11 protein-coding genes are annotated in these 15474 nt (G+C 37.9%); all 11 read right to left on the reverse strand.

Annotated features, from left to right (window positions below; genetic code table 11):
- Positions 1 to 143: 143 nt before the first annotated feature.
- Positions 144 to 1706, reverse strand: coding sequence for a ribonuclease Y (gene rny, locus ACQV2S_RS00525; protein WP_428873734.1), 1563 nt, complete (start codon positions 1704 to 1706; stop codon positions 144 to 146).
- A gap of 250 nt (positions 1707 to 1956) precedes the next feature.
- Entirely contained in the window at positions 1957 to 3018 is a 1062-nt protein-coding gene (gene recA / locus ACQV2S_RS00530) for a recombinase RecA (RefSeq protein WP_428874803.1), read from the reverse strand.
- Between the two features lie 44 nt (positions 3019 to 3062).
- On the reverse strand, positions 3063 to 4340 hold the full coding sequence (locus ACQV2S_RS00535) for a competence/damage-inducible protein A (RefSeq protein ID WP_428874805.1): 1278 nt from the start codon (positions 4338 to 4340) through the stop codon (positions 3063 to 3065).
- A 95-nt stretch (positions 4341 to 4435) separates the two neighbouring features.
- Positions 4436 to 5017 (reverse strand): CDP-diacylglycerol--glycerol-3-phosphate 3-phosphatidyltransferase, encoded by a 582-nt coding sequence (gene pgsA, locus ACQV2S_RS00540; RefSeq protein ID WP_428876366.1) that lies wholly within the window; start codon positions 5015 to 5017, stop codon positions 4436 to 4438.
- A gap of 3 nt (positions 5018 to 5020) precedes the next feature.
- Complete coding sequence (locus tag ACQV2S_RS00545; protein ID WP_428876367.1) at positions 5021 to 6022, reverse strand: helix-turn-helix domain-containing protein; 1002 nt, start codon at positions 6020 to 6022, stop codon at positions 5021 to 5023.
- An 81-nt stretch (positions 6023 to 6103) separates the two neighbouring features.
- Entirely contained in the window at positions 6104 to 7129 is a 1026-nt protein-coding gene (gene ftsY, locus ACQV2S_RS00550) for a signal recognition particle-docking protein FtsY (RefSeq protein ID WP_428881882.1), read from the reverse strand.
- A gap of 15 nt (positions 7130 to 7144) precedes the next feature.
- The gene (locus ACQV2S_RS00555; protein ID WP_428884817.1) at positions 7145 to 7954 is read right to left on the reverse strand and encodes a Cof-type HAD-IIB family hydrolase; all 810 of its coding nucleotides are present in this window, start codon (positions 7952 to 7954) and stop codon (positions 7145 to 7147) included.
- A 5-nt stretch (positions 7955 to 7959) separates the two neighbouring features.
- Positions 7960 to 11526 carry a chromosome segregation protein SMC gene (gene smc / locus ACQV2S_RS00560; RefSeq protein WP_428884819.1) on the reverse strand — a complete coding sequence of 1189 codons (3567 nt, stop codon included), beginning with the start codon at positions 11524 to 11526 and terminating at the stop codon, positions 7960 to 7962.
- A gap of 4 nt (positions 11527 to 11530) precedes the next feature.
- Positions 11531 to 12226 (reverse strand): ribonuclease III, encoded by a 696-nt coding sequence (gene rnc, locus ACQV2S_RS00565; RefSeq protein WP_428876370.1) that lies wholly within the window; start codon positions 12224 to 12226, stop codon positions 11531 to 11533.
- A 147-nt stretch (positions 12227 to 12373) separates the two neighbouring features.
- A complete protein-coding gene (locus ACQV2S_RS00570; protein ID WP_428874813.1) occupies positions 12374 to 14158 on the reverse strand; it encodes an oligopeptide ABC transporter substrate-binding protein in 1785 nt (594 codons plus the stop codon).
- 381 nt (positions 14159 to 14539) lie between these two features.
- Positions 14540 to 15463: an ABC transporter permease gene (locus ACQV2S_RS00575; protein WP_428873744.1), complete on the reverse strand. Its 924-nt coding sequence runs from the start codon at positions 15461 to 15463 to the stop codon at positions 14540 to 14542.
- Positions 15464 to 15474 lie beyond the last annotated feature (11 nt).

Here is a 15474-nt window from a genome sequence, read left to right on the forward strand (position 1 = left end):
GTTAATAATTAATTAATAACAATTTGAGATTTAAGCAAAGGTTCTCTTAGAAGTAAAGGTTTTGACTAGTTCTATTTTAGCAAAAGCTCTCATCATTATCATGATATAAAAAGCACAACTCCAAAAGGGGTTGTGCCTTGTCTTTATTTCGCATACTCTACGGCTCGTATTTCGCGTATCACCGTTACTTTAATATTTCCTGGATATTTCATTTCATTTTCAATGCGTTGTTTCACACTTCTTGCTAAAGCAGCCGCTTTAGCATCATTGATCTTGTCTGGAGCGACAATCACACGTACTTCTCGACCTGCTTGGATAGCATAGGATTGAGTAACGCCTTCATTTTCATTGGCGATTTCTTCCAATTGTTTCAAGCGACGAATGTAGTTTTCTAAGGATTCACTTCGTGCACCTGGTCTTGCAGCAGATAAGGCATCAGCCGCTGCGACTAGTTCTGAAATAACAGAAGTTGCTTTAGTATCGCCATGGTGAGAAGCAATTGCATTAATAACTACCTCATTTTCTTTATAACGATTAGCAATTTCTGCACCAATTTCAACGTGAGAACCTTCAATTTCTTGGTCTAATGCTTTACCAATATCATGAAGTAAGCCCGCTCTTTTGGCTAAGACTACATCTTCATTCAATTCACCGGCCATTACCCCTGCTAACTTTGCAACTTCAACAGAGTGTTTTAAGACATTTTGACCATAGGAAGTCCGGTAAGCTAAACGACCGATAATTTTAATTAGATCAGGATGAATAGCGTGAATACCAACATCAAAGACAGCTTCTTCACCGACTTCGCGGATGCGCTCATCCATTTCCTTACGTGCCCGCTCAACCATTTCTTCAATCCTAGCAGGATGAATTCGGCCATCTTGAATTAAATGTTCAAGAGCGAGCTTAGCAATTTCTCGACGAATTGGATCAAAGCCACTTAAAACGACTGTTTCAGGTGTATCATCTACAATTAAATCGATACCTGTTAGACTTTCTAAGGTGCGAATATTCCGTCCTTCTCGACCAATAATCCGACCCTTCATATCATCATTTGGCAAGTGCACAACCGATACAGAATTATCTGTGACTAGGTCTGTTGCCGAACGTTGAATAGCTTGAAGAATGATTTCTTTCGCATTACGGTCCGCTTCTTCTTTAGCTTTTTGATCAGCATCACGTATCATGACAGCCATTTCGTTAGAAAGTGTCTCTTCTGTCTCTTTAAGAATGATTTCTTTTGCATCATCTCTTGACATCATAGCAATTCTTTCTAATTCTTCTTGGCCTTTTAAGATAAGTTGTTCAATTTCACTTTCCTTTTCAACCAATTCATCTTTACGTTTTAAATAATCTGCTTCTTTATTTTCTAATAGAGATTCTCGATTATCTAAAGTATTGCTTTTCTTATCCAGGTTTTCTTCTTTTTGAATTAAACGATTTTCAAATTTTGTCGCTTCTTGGCGACGATCTTTCAGCTCGTTTTCAATCTCATTACGGTATTTGATATTTTCTTCCTTCGCTTCAAAAAGCGCTTCGCGTTTTAAAGTTTGGGCTTGATTTATCGCATCATCAATAATTGCTTCGGCATTTGCTTTTGCACCCGCAATATTTTTTTCATCTGATTTTTGTTTAACGATATAACCAATAACAAAACCAGCAATTAAAGCAACGATAGCGAAGGCGAGTGGAATCAAAATTTCCATAAGAGTCACCTCCGTATCTATTTAGTTTTTTCATTAATTAATATGGTGTAAAAATTAATCGTGGCTTTCCACAACTTTTATAATACTTTTAATCGCAGCCATAGTCAAATAATTCAAAGGATCATTATGACTATTTAGCCTCATATTTTCTGACGCTTTTTTATAAAAAAGAAGACCCTCATTGGATTGAGGGGCCTTTTTAAGCTTTATAATTTGCGTTTTGCTAGTTTTAAAAAAATATCTCAAAAAATTATTTTTTAATTTCTTTAATTTTTTCTAGTGCTTCTTCATCGGCTTCTTCAGAAGTTACTGCCGAATGTCCACCAATTTGATAATGCTGTCTAACTTGTTGATCAATCTCTTCAAAGATGTGTGGGTTATCTTCTAAGAATTGTTTAGCACTTTCGCGTCCTTGACCAATTCTTTCTTCTTTATATGAATACCAAGAACCTGCCTTGTTAATAATATCCAAATCAGATGCCATGTCTACAAGCTCTCCAATTTGCGAAATACCGTAACCATAAACAATGTCGACCATGGCTTCTTTAAACGGTGGTGCCAGTTTATTTTTAACGACTTTAATTCGTGTCCGGTTACCATACACATCACCGCCTTGCTTAAGGCTTTCAGTTCTTCTGACTTCAAGACGAATAGAAGAATAAAACTTCAAGGCACGACCACCAGGGGTTACTTCTGGGTTACCAAACATTACACCTACCTTTTCACGAATCTGGTTAATAAAGAAAGCAATCGTATTGGTTTTATTAATTGAGCCGGACAATTTACGCATGGCTTGCGACATCAAACGCGCTTGCAAACCAATGTGCGAATCTCCCATCTCTCCTTCAATCTCAGCTCGTGGTACTAAGGCTGCTACAGAGTCAACCACTACAATATCGACTGCTCCTGATGAGACCAAGGCATCTGCTATTTCTAAAGCTTGTTCTCCTGTATCTGGTTGAGAGAGCAATAATTCGTTAATATCAACTCCTAATTTCTCAGCGTAAACAGGATCTAAAGCATGCTCAGCATCGATAAAGGCAGCCAAGCCCCCCTTCTTTTGGACAGATGCAATGGCATGTAGGGCAACAGTAGTCTTACCAGAAGATTCCGGTCCATAACATTCAATGACCCGTCCTCGTGGATAACCGCCAATTCCAAGGGCCACATCTAGGGCGAGGGAGCCTGAAGGAACTGTATCAATTTCAACGCTTGTTCGATCACCCAAACGCATGATTGCACCTTTTCCATAACTTTTTTCTATATTTTTTAGCGCTTGATCTAAGGCTTTTTGTCTGTTGGCATCTACCATATTATTTCCTCCGTTCATCAAGGTAATCTTATCTTAACAATTTCTTAGTCCAAACTCAAGTTTTTTGCGAACTTTTGTTCGACTACTCTCTTAATTAATTCATAACCATAATTAGTGGCCAAGTCCCGTACATAGTCGCGCCCTCGATTGGGAAGCATGAGTTTCTGCCATTCGGTCGGACGATTTTTACTTGCACAAGCCAGATAGACTTCTCCAGCTGGATGTCCTTGATCAGAGCCCGGACCTGCTACTCCGCTTAAAGCCAGAGCGAGGTCACTGCCACTTAATTTTAAGCATTGTTCGGCCATAGCACAAGCGCATTGCTCACTATAGACTGAATATTCTTCAATTATCATAGGATCAACCGATAACAAATCTACCTTGGTTTGCGCTTGATAGACCACAAAGCCACCCTTTATGACTGTTGAAGCACCTGGAATCTGAGTGAGGCGACTGAGCATTTTACCTCCTGTTAAACTCTCAGCACCAGAAAGAGTGAGATTCAGCTGCTTCAATCGATCAATCAAATAAGCTTCTATAGTATGTTCTCTTCCTTCACCTATGTAATAGTCTTTTAATTTAGCGATTATTTGCTGGGCTGTTTTATCTAATAATTGGTTATTGTCAGCTGTTTTTTCTTGCTTTTGATTCAAGACTAGGCGAATATGTCTAGGCTTAGCATAAATCGCGATTTCCAGCTCTTTTGTTTTTTTAATAATTGGATCTAATATATGGGCCACTTGCGACTCGCCAATCCCATAAAAATTTAAATAGATGGATTTAATTGCTATGGTCTGGTCAATTTTTTCTTTAAAATAAGGTAAAACTTCTTTTTCAAGCATGGCCTTTAACTCACTAGGTGGGCCTGGTAAACATAGGTAATATTGATTAGCATCAGCAGCAAAATATAAGCTGCCACAGGCTAAGCCATCTTCTGTATGAAAACAATACCCCTCTTTAAAGGTTAAAGCTTGTTTATACTCTAAGGGTGAAAGTTGACGATTTTGTTTTTTAAAATAATCTTGAATGTATTGCCATTGTTGAAAATCAACAATTAATTCTTGACCAAGAAAGTGGGCTAAACTTTCTTTGGTTAAATCATCATGGGTCGGCCCTATCCCACCAGCTAAAACAATTAGTTCTGCTCTAGTCGCAGCGATTCTAATTGCTTCTTCAAGTCGCGTTGGATTGTCGTCTACCACTTGTTGGTTGAAAGACAAAATACCTATTGAAGCAAATGCTTGAGCTAGTAGTGCTGCGTTGGTATTAATGGTCTGTCCTTGAACCAATTCGGTCCCCACTGTGATAATTTCTAACTTCATTGCAGGCCCTCCATTTTATATATACCTATTAAAATTAAAAAAGGTGTTTTCTTTAAAAAAAAGCCATCAAAACGATGACTTTTAATGAAAATAATCTACTTAATATCGGTAAAAAGATGTCTCGCTTTATAAAAATATTCTACACCTGAATATACAGTAAAGAATAAAGCAACTCCCATTAAAAAATGTGCCAATGAGAAAGGCAACCATGTAAAGCCAGCATTCTTCCAAAGAAAGAACAAAATGGCAAACATTTGACTGAAGGTTTTAACTTTTCCAGGCCAGGCCGCTGCCATTACTTTACCATTAGATTGAGCGAGTAGAACTCTTAAACCGGTCACTAATAACTCACGACTAATAATAATAATAACGATCCAAGCTGGGATGAATTGGTGTTCAACCAACAGGATAAGTGCTGCAATGACTAACAGCTTGTCTGCCATTGGATCCGCAAAGACACCAAAGGAAGTGACTAAATGTAATTTTCGCGCTAAGTAACCATCCAAATAGTCCGTAAAGGATGCTATGGCAAATACGAGCCCCCCAATAAAGTAAGGGGTAGCAAGAGTCGTTCCTAACAGTGTTAGATTGCCCCAATCCAAAGGTAAAGTTAAAAGACAAACAAAGATAGGGATTAAGAATATTCTAAAAACAGTTAAACGATTAGCAATGTTCATAATTTACTCTCCTGATGAATAATTGGGGTCTAATACCGCTGGACCTTCATAAGAAGTTTCTTCATTCTTTTCTCCCAGCTCATCAATGGCTAGCTCTTCAGTTGAAGAGGCAGTTTCATCTTTAACTTTAAAGATAATAACGCCAGGAACACTCGGATCAGGCTCAACTGTTTTACCGTTGACTATAAATTGAGCCCCTTCTGGATAACCTAATTCCATCCGCACAGTCTTGGTTGTATCATTGGCTTGATGTTCTAAAACTTCATCTTTAGAAATCGTTTGGTCAACTACCATACTTCCTTCTTCATAAATACCGACCCAAACAAAGGCATTTCCTTTGGCACCAAATTGATAATTTTCAATTGGACCTTCTAATTGGTAGGTTTTAATCTCGCCAGCTTGAGAGATTTCAGTAATTACTTCTTTTCCAACTAAAAGCTGGTTTTCCGCTAAGTCTTTTTTGTTATTAGCTTTTTCAGTCACCTCTGGCTCTTTTGTCGATCCATCGACTGGATTAGCCGACGGCTTAACAATTTCTAAGACATCAGCATTATTATTGGTTTGAGCGACTTGATTATCTTCCGTTGAAATCTGACGAATGGTATAAATTAAGATACCGATAATACAGATAATAATTGCTGATAGAATAGCCATGGGAATATAAGAGAGGATTTTCTCCATCCGATTCGATTCATCATTTAAATGACGGCTACGTAACCGACTTGGCATTTCAGCCTCTTCTTCTCTTATCGGACTGCTTTCATTGTTTTGCACTTCCAACTCACTAGCATATTCCTTTAAAAGAGTATCTCCATCTAAACCTACCATATCGGCATACTGTTTCACAAAGGCTCGGGCATAGAAGTTTCCCGGTAGTTCTTCCAGTTGGCCTTCTTCGATCGCTTGTAAATATTTTTTTTGAATTTTAGTCATTTGTTGCAGGGTATTAAGTGTATACCCTTTATTTACGCGTGCTTCACGTAATCTTGTTCCTAATTCACTCATAATTATGACCCCTTCTATCTCTATCATTCACATTATAGCACAGTTAAAAGCCTTGGGTCAGATAAAAGTCCCTAATTAAGTTTAGTTGGCTTCTTTCTCAAGTAAGTCACGAATAAGCGTATACATATATTTCTCAGCGTCAAAAGCTTGTAGGTCACTCGCTTGTTCACCCAAACCAATATATTTAACTGGAATATCTAATTCATGGCGAATAGAAAGAATGACGCCCCCCTTAGCTGTCCCATCTAATTTTGTTAAGACTAGTCCACTGATCTCGGTTGCTTCATTAAATTGTTTCGCTTGAATTAAGGCGTTTTGTCCGGTTGTTGCATCTAAAACCAAGAGAACTTCTTGTACGCCATTCGGATTTTCTCTTTCGATAATCCGTTTCATTTTAGCTAATTCAGCCATGAGATTTGCTTTAGTTTGTAAACGCCCTGCTGTATCAACTAAAAGGTAATCGTACTCTTCCGCATTGGCTTTTTTCACAGCGTCGAAAACTACAGAAGCAGGGTCTCCTTGGTCCGCTCCGGTCACTACTGGTATTCCTAAGCGCTCTCCCCAAACATTTAGTTGCTCAACTGCACCTGCTCTAAAAGTATCGGCAGCAGCCATTAAAACCTTATGTCCGGATTGTTTTAAATTATAAGCAATTTTACCGACAGAAGTCGTCTTGCCTACCCCGTTGACCCCCACAAATAAGACTACGGTTGGCCCGTTTGGATTTTCAATTAAATCAGGATTGACTGGTTGGTCTTTTTCATAAATTGCCACCATTTGTTCTAACATAACACGCTTAACATCTTGAGCTTTATGAACATTTTCAGCTTCTACTGCATCACGAATAGCATCCGTTAAAGCTAGAGTCATTTTGAAGCCAACATCGGCTGAAATTAAGATTTCTTCTAGATCATCGTAGAATTCATCATCTAATTCGCGCCAAGAAGTAAATAAATCCGTGATGCGGTCAGAAAAGGATTTACGTGTTTTTTCCATCCCTTTATCATACTTCTCAAAGACAATCTGTTCTTCTTGGTCTAAAACCTCTTCTTTTACAACCTTATCTTCACCTGTGAAAGCACGTTTGATGCGATCAAACAATCCCATATGACTTCCTCCATTCTATTGAATAAATTGATAAATTGCATGAGCGACACCTTCTTGATCATTGGATAAAGTAATGAAATCAGCCCTCTGCTTTAAAGTCTCTGCGCCGTTTCCCATCACCACTCCAAGACCAGCAAATTCAATCATGCGCTCATCATTCATCTGATCTCCTATTGCCATTATAGCAGAAGGTTGAATATTTAACTGATCAGACAACTTTTTTAAAGCATTTCCTTTATTGACTCCCGCTTTCATAATTTCTAATTGGAAAGGATGGGATCTTGATAGGGTATATTGACTGACAAGTTCTTTATTTAACAGTGGAATTTGCCGCGATAAATGGGCTTCATCAATCGTGACCACAAATTTCATAAAACGATGGGCTTCATCAAAAACATTAAAATCAATTTTGGTATGGGGGGCTGTAGAAACATTGCCCACATAAAAACTTTCATAACCTTTTGGGTAAGTTAAGGGTTCATAAACTAAATCCTGGTCTAGAACGTTTAAAGGTAAATTTAAAGTTGTTAACTCTCGATACCATGAGTGAAGATCTTGGCTGCTTAGCTCTTCTTGTATTAAGACTTGCCCATCACTAATTCTTTGAACAAAGGCACCGTTATATAGAATTAAATAATCATCCTCACGTTTTAAGCCGATTTGATCGATTAAATGATGCATGGTTGAATAAGGTCTACCTGTACATATTACGACTTTAACGCCTCGCTCTTGAGCGTAATCAAGTGCTTCAAGGTTTTTAGCTGTAACTTCTTTGGAACTATTTAATAAGGTTCCATCTAAATCGATGGCTAGTAATTGAATCATTTTATCTACTCCTGATGGTCTAATGCTACAAAATCATTCATTTTCACCGCTGCTAGTTTAGAAATACCGGTTTGTTCCATAGTCACTCCATATAGAATATCGGCATATTCCATGGTCCCTTTGCGGTGGGTAATGACAATAAATTGCGTTTCTTGGGTAAAGTTTTGAATGTATTCCCCATAACGGTAAACATTGGCATCATCTAAAGCTGCCTCCACTTCGTCTAGAACCACAAATGGAACGGTCTTTGTTTCCAAAATAGCAAATAATAAAGCAATGGCCGTTAAAGCTCTTTCGCCTCCTGATAAGAGGGCTAAGTTTTGCTTACGCTTACCGGGTGGTTGAGCAATAATATCGACACCGGTAGTTAATAAATCGGTCGGGTCGGTTAATTCTAACTTAGCCTTACCGCCAGCAAATAAACGAGTGAAGGTCTTTTGAAATTGATGGTTAATAGCTTGAAAGGCTTCTTTAAAGCGACTACCCACTTCTGAATCCATTTCATCAATGGTATTATTTAGCTGCTCCATAGCTGTTAACAGGTCATTTTCTTGCTCAAATAACAATTGATAACGTTCATCCACTTCTTGATAGTCTTGAATTGCTGCTAAGTTGATAGGTCCTAATTGATCAATTTCCTTACGCAACTTTTTAACCACTTCTTTTACCTGAGCAACAGATTCTACAGGCTGGGCTAATTGAGTAGCTGCTTCGAACGACAAGGCGTAGGTTTCATTAAGATAGAGTAAATCTTGATCCATCTGATCTTCATATCTTTCAATCTTAGCTTGGCATTTGGCCTCTGCTTGGTATTGATATTGAAGTTGATCTTCGCTATTTTTTAAGGCCTGCTGATGACTCCTTAAACTTTCATTTAAACTCTGGCGGTCTTGGCGTAGAACGCTTAAATCAGCGTTGACTTGGTCTAAATCGCCTTCTGCTTGGCTTAAATCCACTTTAAATTGACTGATTGAATTTTCTAAGTTTTGAACTTCATTCCAGTCACTTTCTTCTAACTGTTGACTGGAAGCAATTAATTCTTCTAAATTTTGTGCTTGCTTAATTTCATTTTGCAGGCTTTCTCTTTTTTGTTTGGTTTCCATTTCCAAAAGCGCTAAATTGGTTTTGCTTTCATTCAAGTCGGCTTGAAGTTGTCCAATCTTCATTTGTTTTTCCGATTGAGACAATTGCATGGATTGAATGGTTTGATGGACTTCTTCAATTTTAGCCTTTAGAGCTTGTAAGTCTTGCTCAGCTGCTTGAAAATCTTGGTGAGAAGCCTCAAAATCTTGAGTCATTTGCTTGAATTCATCGGTTAAAATCAATAGATGTTTATTTTTTTGATCTCGCTGTGACTGTATATTTTCAATTAAATTCAGCAATTTTTGGTGGTCTTGACTAAGTTGTTGGTAATCTGATAAAGCTTTTTGATAAGCCGTTTGAAATTGCGAAACCTTCTGATCACACCTTTCAAAAGTTGCCACTTGTTCTTTTTGACTCTTTTTTAGTTCTTTCAACTCTTTTTCAAGGCTTGCAATCTCTTGAGAGCGCCCCATTACAGATTGTGACTTATGCTTATTTTTTCCCCCTGTAACAGAGCCTCCAGGAAGGATCAAGTCGCCTTCAAGTGTTACGATTTTTAACTGTTGATGGCTAGCCTTAGCAAGTGACTGGGCATTTTCAAGTGTATCAACAATCACTGTAGACCCTAATAACTGCTGAATCACTCGCTGATTTTCTGCTTTATAAGAAACTCGTTCACTAGCAATCCCCACCACTCCTTGGTTTTGTTGGAGTAGCTCTTGGTGATGGGCCTTTAGGGTCCGAGCTTTCATATTACTTCTTGGTAAAAAGGTGGCTCGTCCGGCTCTTTTGTTTTTTAAAAGTGATATAGCTTGCTTAGCAGCTTGGTCATTTTCTACAACAATATTTTGCAAACCAGCTCCTAAAGCAATGTCGATAGCAACTTGATCGTTTTTTTCAACTTCGATTAATTCGGCTACCGTTCCAATGATTCCTTGTAGTTGATCACGGTGGTTCATCACGACTCGGACTCCTTGGTAATAGCCGGCATATTCCACTTGCATTTGTAGCAAGCTTTGATACTTGGAGTGGAGCATTTGGATTTGGTGGTCTGCTTGGTAGATTACTTTCCTTAATTGATCACGATTGGCTTGGGCTTGATCCAATGCTTGGTGGGCCTTTTCCCCTTCAGTTTGAAGGCTTTCTAAGTCTGCTTTCACTTGTTTTATTTGATCGTGATAGCTAACTTCTTGGTCTTCAAGAGCTTGGATTTGAATTTGATTTTCCTTGATTTGGTCTTGATAGCTTTCCTTGCGTTGATCGAATTGTTGGCTAAATTTATCAAATTGTTGCAAGCGATTCTTTATAGCCGACTCTTGACGATAATAGTCAATCAATTCTCCCCTTAACTGATCTAACTCTTCATTCTTTAGCGCTTGAAAGTCATTAAGTTGTTGATTATATGCTTTTACTTCTTCTTTTGCTTTTCGAATACCTTCTTCTAATGAGTTTAAATTTTGATTAAGGGCCTCTTGTTGTTTTTGGTGGTCAACCCATTGATTTTGGTAGCGATCTTGATTTAGTTTTCTTTCTTGACTGGATTGATTGGCATAAAGCATTTTTTGCTGAAACACTTCAATTTGGCCCTTTAATCTCTCAATCAATTGGATAAGTTTTCGACTTTCCATCTCTTCTTGATCAATGCTTTGATTTATCAAGTCTAATTGGTTCTGTTTATCATCGATTGATTGCGAAAAAGTTTTTTGATCATTCTTAACTCGGTCTAATTCAGCTTTTATTTGTTGGTAGTGGTCCTTGGCTTGTTGCCATTTAGCTTTAAAGTCTTGTATTTGAAAGGTATATAAGGATATTTCTTCTTCTTTCAATTGGGCCGCTTTCTCTTGGTAGGTCAAAGCCTTTTCTCTTTGTTCTTTAAGTGGCTGCAGTTGATTTTTTAATTCATGTAAAATATCCCTGACACGGTTCAAATGGTCTTGTGACCGCAGCAATTTTCTTTGAGCTTCTTGTTTGCGGTATTGATATTTTTGTACACCAGCTGCTTCTTCAAAAATTCCTCGTCTTTCTTCTGGTTTACTTAAAAAGATGGACTCGACTTTACCTTGGGAAATCATGGCAAAAGAATTTTTACCTAAGCCTGTATCCAACAGCAAATCAGTGATATCTTTTAAGCGAACATTTTTTTGATTGATAAAAAAATAACTCTCACCATTACGGTTATATTGACGCGTTATCGTAATCGTTTTGGGGTCCATATCAATATAACGATCCTCATTATTTAAAACCAAGGATACTTTAGCAATATTGACTGGCTTTCGATCGAGTGAACCATTAAAGATAACATCTTCCATCTTGTTACCACGCAAGGATTTAGCCGATTGTTCTCCTAAGACCCAACGAATGGCTTCAGATAAATTCGATTTACCTGAACCGTTGGGACCGACTATTGCTGTCATGCCCTGATCAAAATTAATGACTGTTTTATCAGCAAAAGATTTGAAACCAGTCATTTCGATTCTTTCTAAATACAAACAGCTACACTCCTTTTTGAAGATGGTGAATGGCTTTTTTAGCGGCCTTCATTTCTGCTTCTTTTTTACTTTTGCCACTGGCCTTAGCTATTAAGTCGTTTTCTAAATACAGCCCAATGGTAAAGGTTTGTGCATGAGAAGGTCCTTGGGTTGCTAGGAGACGGTATTCAATCTTAACTGTTCCCTTGACTTGAACCATTTCTTGGAACTTGGTCTTATAATCTTGCACGGTTAGTGTCAAAATTTCTTGATGGTGATCAAAGAGGACTCTACTCAGAAAGTTTTCAACCATATCCATACCAGTATCCAAATAAACTGCCCCCAAAAAGGCTTCAAATGTATCTGCTAAAATGGAATCTCTTTCTTTACCTCCCGACAATCTTTCCCCCTTACCTAATTGGATAAATTGAGGAAAGTCTACTTGTCTAGCTAAATAAGCCAAGCTTGGTTCCCTGACGAGCTGAGCTCGCATGCGTGAAAGATCTCCTTCAGGCTTATGGGGGTATTGTCCATATAAAAATTGACTAACCAGAATCTCAAGCACAGCATCGCCTAAAAATTCTAATCGTTCATTGGACTGAATTAAGTTCTCACCTTGCTCATTAATATATGACCGATGGTAGAAAGCTTGCTGAATAATCTTCTGGTTAGTAACTTTAATTTTTAATTCTTTTTCGATGTGTTCTATTAACTGATGCATGGCTTCGACTCCTATCAAATATACACTGATTTTACCAAAAATCCCTTGATTACACAAAGTCATTCAGCAATACAAAAATGAAATACCGTATATAAATAAAAAGATCAAGCAAAGCTATGCTTGATCTTCATCTTTTAAAATTTTAAATTATTCAGCAATTGGACTTTCAGCAGTTAAGCCTACTTGTGTCCAATCAAGATTTGCTCCAATTTCAACATCCCAATTCGTCACACGCTTATTAACGGCTGTTAATTCATATCTCCAAAGCGTTGGAATAACAGGAAGCTCTTCATGCATAAATTCTTGCCAAGCGTAGAAGGCTTTTTGACGGTAGTCATCATCAAACGATTCGTCTGATTCAATATCCGCTAATAATTGGTTATGTTCTTCATTCACATAGCGACTGTAGTTAAATTGTGCTCGTTCACCAAATAATCCATTTGGATTTGGATCGCCACCAGTACCAAAAGCAGCTTGGAAAATATGTATTTCTGGATCATCCTTCTTAATACGTTCATAGAAAGAATTAAACTCTAGTAATTGTCCATCTAATAGCTCTACAGGAATACCGACTGCGTTCCATGCTTGTACATAGTACTGAGCCAATGGAGCAGCTGTTTCACCACCTGACATTGAAGCGAAGTTCAAGGTGAATTTCTCGCCATTAGGATCTTCCACTAGACCATCACCATCCACATCCTTAAAGCCAGCTTCTGCTAAAATTTCCTTAGCTTTTTCTGGATTGTATTCATAGGCCTTAACGTCAGGATTTAAGTATTCTACAAAGTTTGGTGTAATCATTGAGTCTGCAGCACGACGCAATCCTTGATAGAATTCACGGCCGACTGAATCATTATCCATGGCATAAGCCATCGCTTGACGAAGAGCTTTATTGGATGTAACTAATTCAGGATCAAATTCGTTTTTACCTTCTTCTTCATTCCATTTACCCATCTTGAAGCCAATGTATGTATAAGCATTCTGCTCATAACCAATGGTAGTAAAGTTCGTTGCATCTTTATAAGTATCATACTTATCAGTTGGTAAGGTTGCAATATCAAAATTACCAGCCTTTAATTCAGCAACAATTGAATTAGGGTTGATGACATTCATCGTCATTCCATCTAATTTAGGACGCCCCTTATAATAATTTTCATTTACAGTATAAGTGACTGCTTCACCTGGTGTCATTGATTCCACCTTAAAAGGTCCAAAGCCTACTGGTTTCTCACGTACAGGTGCAGAGTCTTCCATATCAGCTACTTCGATACCTTCAAAGACATGCTCAGGTTCGATATAAGAAGAAATTCCTCCACCAGCTTGAACCATTGAGTTCGGAAAAGCCTTATAAGTAACGGTTAGGGTATAATCATCGACACGTTCCAACCCAGAAATTTCCTCGGCTTCGCCGTTATGATACTCGTCCATTCCTACCACATTCTCAAAATCGCTACCATAACGAATGCCGGTATAATCAGGGTGTCCTACTACATAGTAAGGAAAAATAACGTCATCTATCGTAATCGGTTCGCCATCATCCCACTTAACTCCTTCTGGGATTGTGATAGTTACTTGTTTATTTTCAACATCCATTTCCACTTTGGCAAAACCGGAATCATCGATCTTGAAGTTATTGTCGTAGCCGTATAGGCCAGGGTTAAAGTAAGCAATTACGGTTGCATCTGGGTTTCCTGTGTAAAACATATTATTGAAGACACCTGCAAATGCGGTATCGGAAACAAAGGCTACCTTAAGTGTTCCACCCTCCATGACTTCACCTTCATGCTCTACAGAAGTCGAAATGTCCGGTGCGGGGGCTCCTTCTCCATCTGCTTCCTCAGCTTGGACCATAGGTAGGGAACTCAATACCAAGGAACCGATTGTCATTGTTGTCATAAACTGTATAAGATGTTTTTCTAATGATTTTCTCATACTAAGCCTCCTCTAAATGTGATAATCCTATCATATAGAAATTATATGATTAAATCAAGTCTTTTCTAATTTTTTTTAATATTTTTATCTTTTTCTAATAAAAACAAGCTTTATTAGGGGTTTATTTATGAAAAGTTTCCAAAGCTCACTTGTCTTAAAGGTTTTTCATGAAAATGTCTTTTCATTATTTTAAAGCTTATGACTCAACTAGTAATTTCTAGCAGAAAAATCTTTTGATTTTTATTTAGCACTTACAAGATATAATAAAATTTCAAAACGAAAACTTTTCTGTAAGATTAAAATTTTCTCATAAAAAAAGAGCCCCACTTCTTACTCATCGCTTAACGCTAAAGTAAATAAAGGGTAAAGCTCTTAAAATTTTTATCCTCTTCTTTGTTTTGAATCTGCTACACGTTGGAAAGCTTGTCCGATATAGTTAATTGATAACATCATGATCAATACTAACAAGGCAGCTGGCAACCAAACCCACCATTTATTTTCAATAATATCTGGTGTTCTAGCGTAACCAATTAGCGTTCCTAAAGAAGGTGTTCCAACAGGCAAACCAAAGCCCAAGAAAGAAAGTCCTGTTTCTAAACCGATATTACCGGCAAAGGATAGGGTTAAGTTGGTGATCATTAGCGAAGAAAGATTCGGTAATAAGGAGCCGAGCATAATTTTCCAATCTCTAGTCCCCATGGTTTTTGATGCCTTGATATAATCCTTGGATGCTTCTGATAAAGAAGCCGTTCGAATCAAACGGGTCTGCCCCATCCAACCAAATAAAGATATAATCCAAATCAAAGTCCAAGGGTCGAAGCGTTTAACGATTGTTACGACCGCAATAATAATCATGATTCTCGGTAAAACGATTAAAAAGTCTACCACACGCATAATGAAATCATCCACTCGACCCCCATAATAACCGGCAATCAAACCAATAATCGTCCCAAAACCTGCTGTTAATATAGTGACAGCCCAAGCGATAATTAAGGAATTTTTTGTTCCTAGTAAAAGCTGTTCAAAAATGCCTTTTCCACCCTCATCGGTACCTAAAAGATAGCCTTTTTCTCCTGGCGGTGTAAAGCGGTCAAAAATATTAACTATGCCTGCAGCATCGGAATCAATAAAGAATGCTGATAAGACCGCCGCTACGACAATAATTAATAAAAGAATTAATGATAAAACAGCAATTTTATCACGTGCAAACTCTCGACGAATAACTTCCCAACCCATCGGTGGAGTGGAAACTTGGTCTTGCAATAGTTCTTCATTTACTGTTACCTGTGTATTATTTTCAGCCATTATTCCACCTC

This window comes from Facklamia sp. P13064 (assembly GCF_050409425.1).
In the GTDB taxonomy this organism is placed as follows: Bacteria; Bacillota; Bacilli; order Lactobacillales; family Aerococcaceae; genus Facklamia.

What these genes read in the sequence shown, in the direction of transcription:
- rnc (WP_428876370.1), bottom strand. Translation starts at nt 12,226, where the DNA reads ATGCATCAGTTAATAGAACACATCGAAAAAGAATTAAAAATTAAAGTT.
- ACQV2S_RS00555 (WP_428884817.1), bottom strand. Translation starts at nt 7,954, where the DNA reads ATGATTCAATTACTAGCCATCGATTTAGATGGAACCTTATTAAATAGT.
- ACQV2S_RS00575 (WP_428873744.1), bottom strand. Translation starts at nt 15,463, where the DNA reads ATGGCTGAAAATAATACACAGGTAACAGTAAATGAAGAACTATTGCAA.
- pgsA (WP_428876366.1), bottom strand. Translation starts at nt 5,017, where the DNA reads ATGAACATTGCTAATCGTTTAACTGTTTTTAGAATATTCTTAATCCCT.
- ftsY (WP_428881882.1), bottom strand. Translation starts at nt 7,129, where the DNA reads ATGGGATTGTTTGATCGCATCAAACGTGCTTTCACAGGTGAAGATAAG.
- ACQV2S_RS00535 (WP_428874805.1), bottom strand. Translation starts at nt 4,340, where the DNA reads ATGAAGTTAGAAATTATCACAGTGGGGACCGAATTGGTTCAAGGACAG.
- ACQV2S_RS00570 (WP_428874813.1), bottom strand. Translation starts at nt 14,158, where the DNA reads ATGAGAAAATCATTAGAAAAACATCTTATACAGTTTATGACAACAATG.
- recA (WP_428874803.1), bottom strand. Translation starts at nt 3,018, where the DNA reads ATGGTAGATGCCAACAGACAAAAAGCCTTAGATCAAGCGCTAAAAAAT.
- ACQV2S_RS00545 (WP_428876367.1), bottom strand. Translation starts at nt 6,022, where the DNA reads ATGAGTGAATTAGGAACAAGATTACGTGAAGCACGCGTAAATAAAGGG.
- rny (WP_428873734.1), bottom strand. Translation starts at nt 1,706, where the DNA reads ATGGAAATTTTGATTCCACTCGCCTTCGCTATCGTTGCTTTAATTGCT.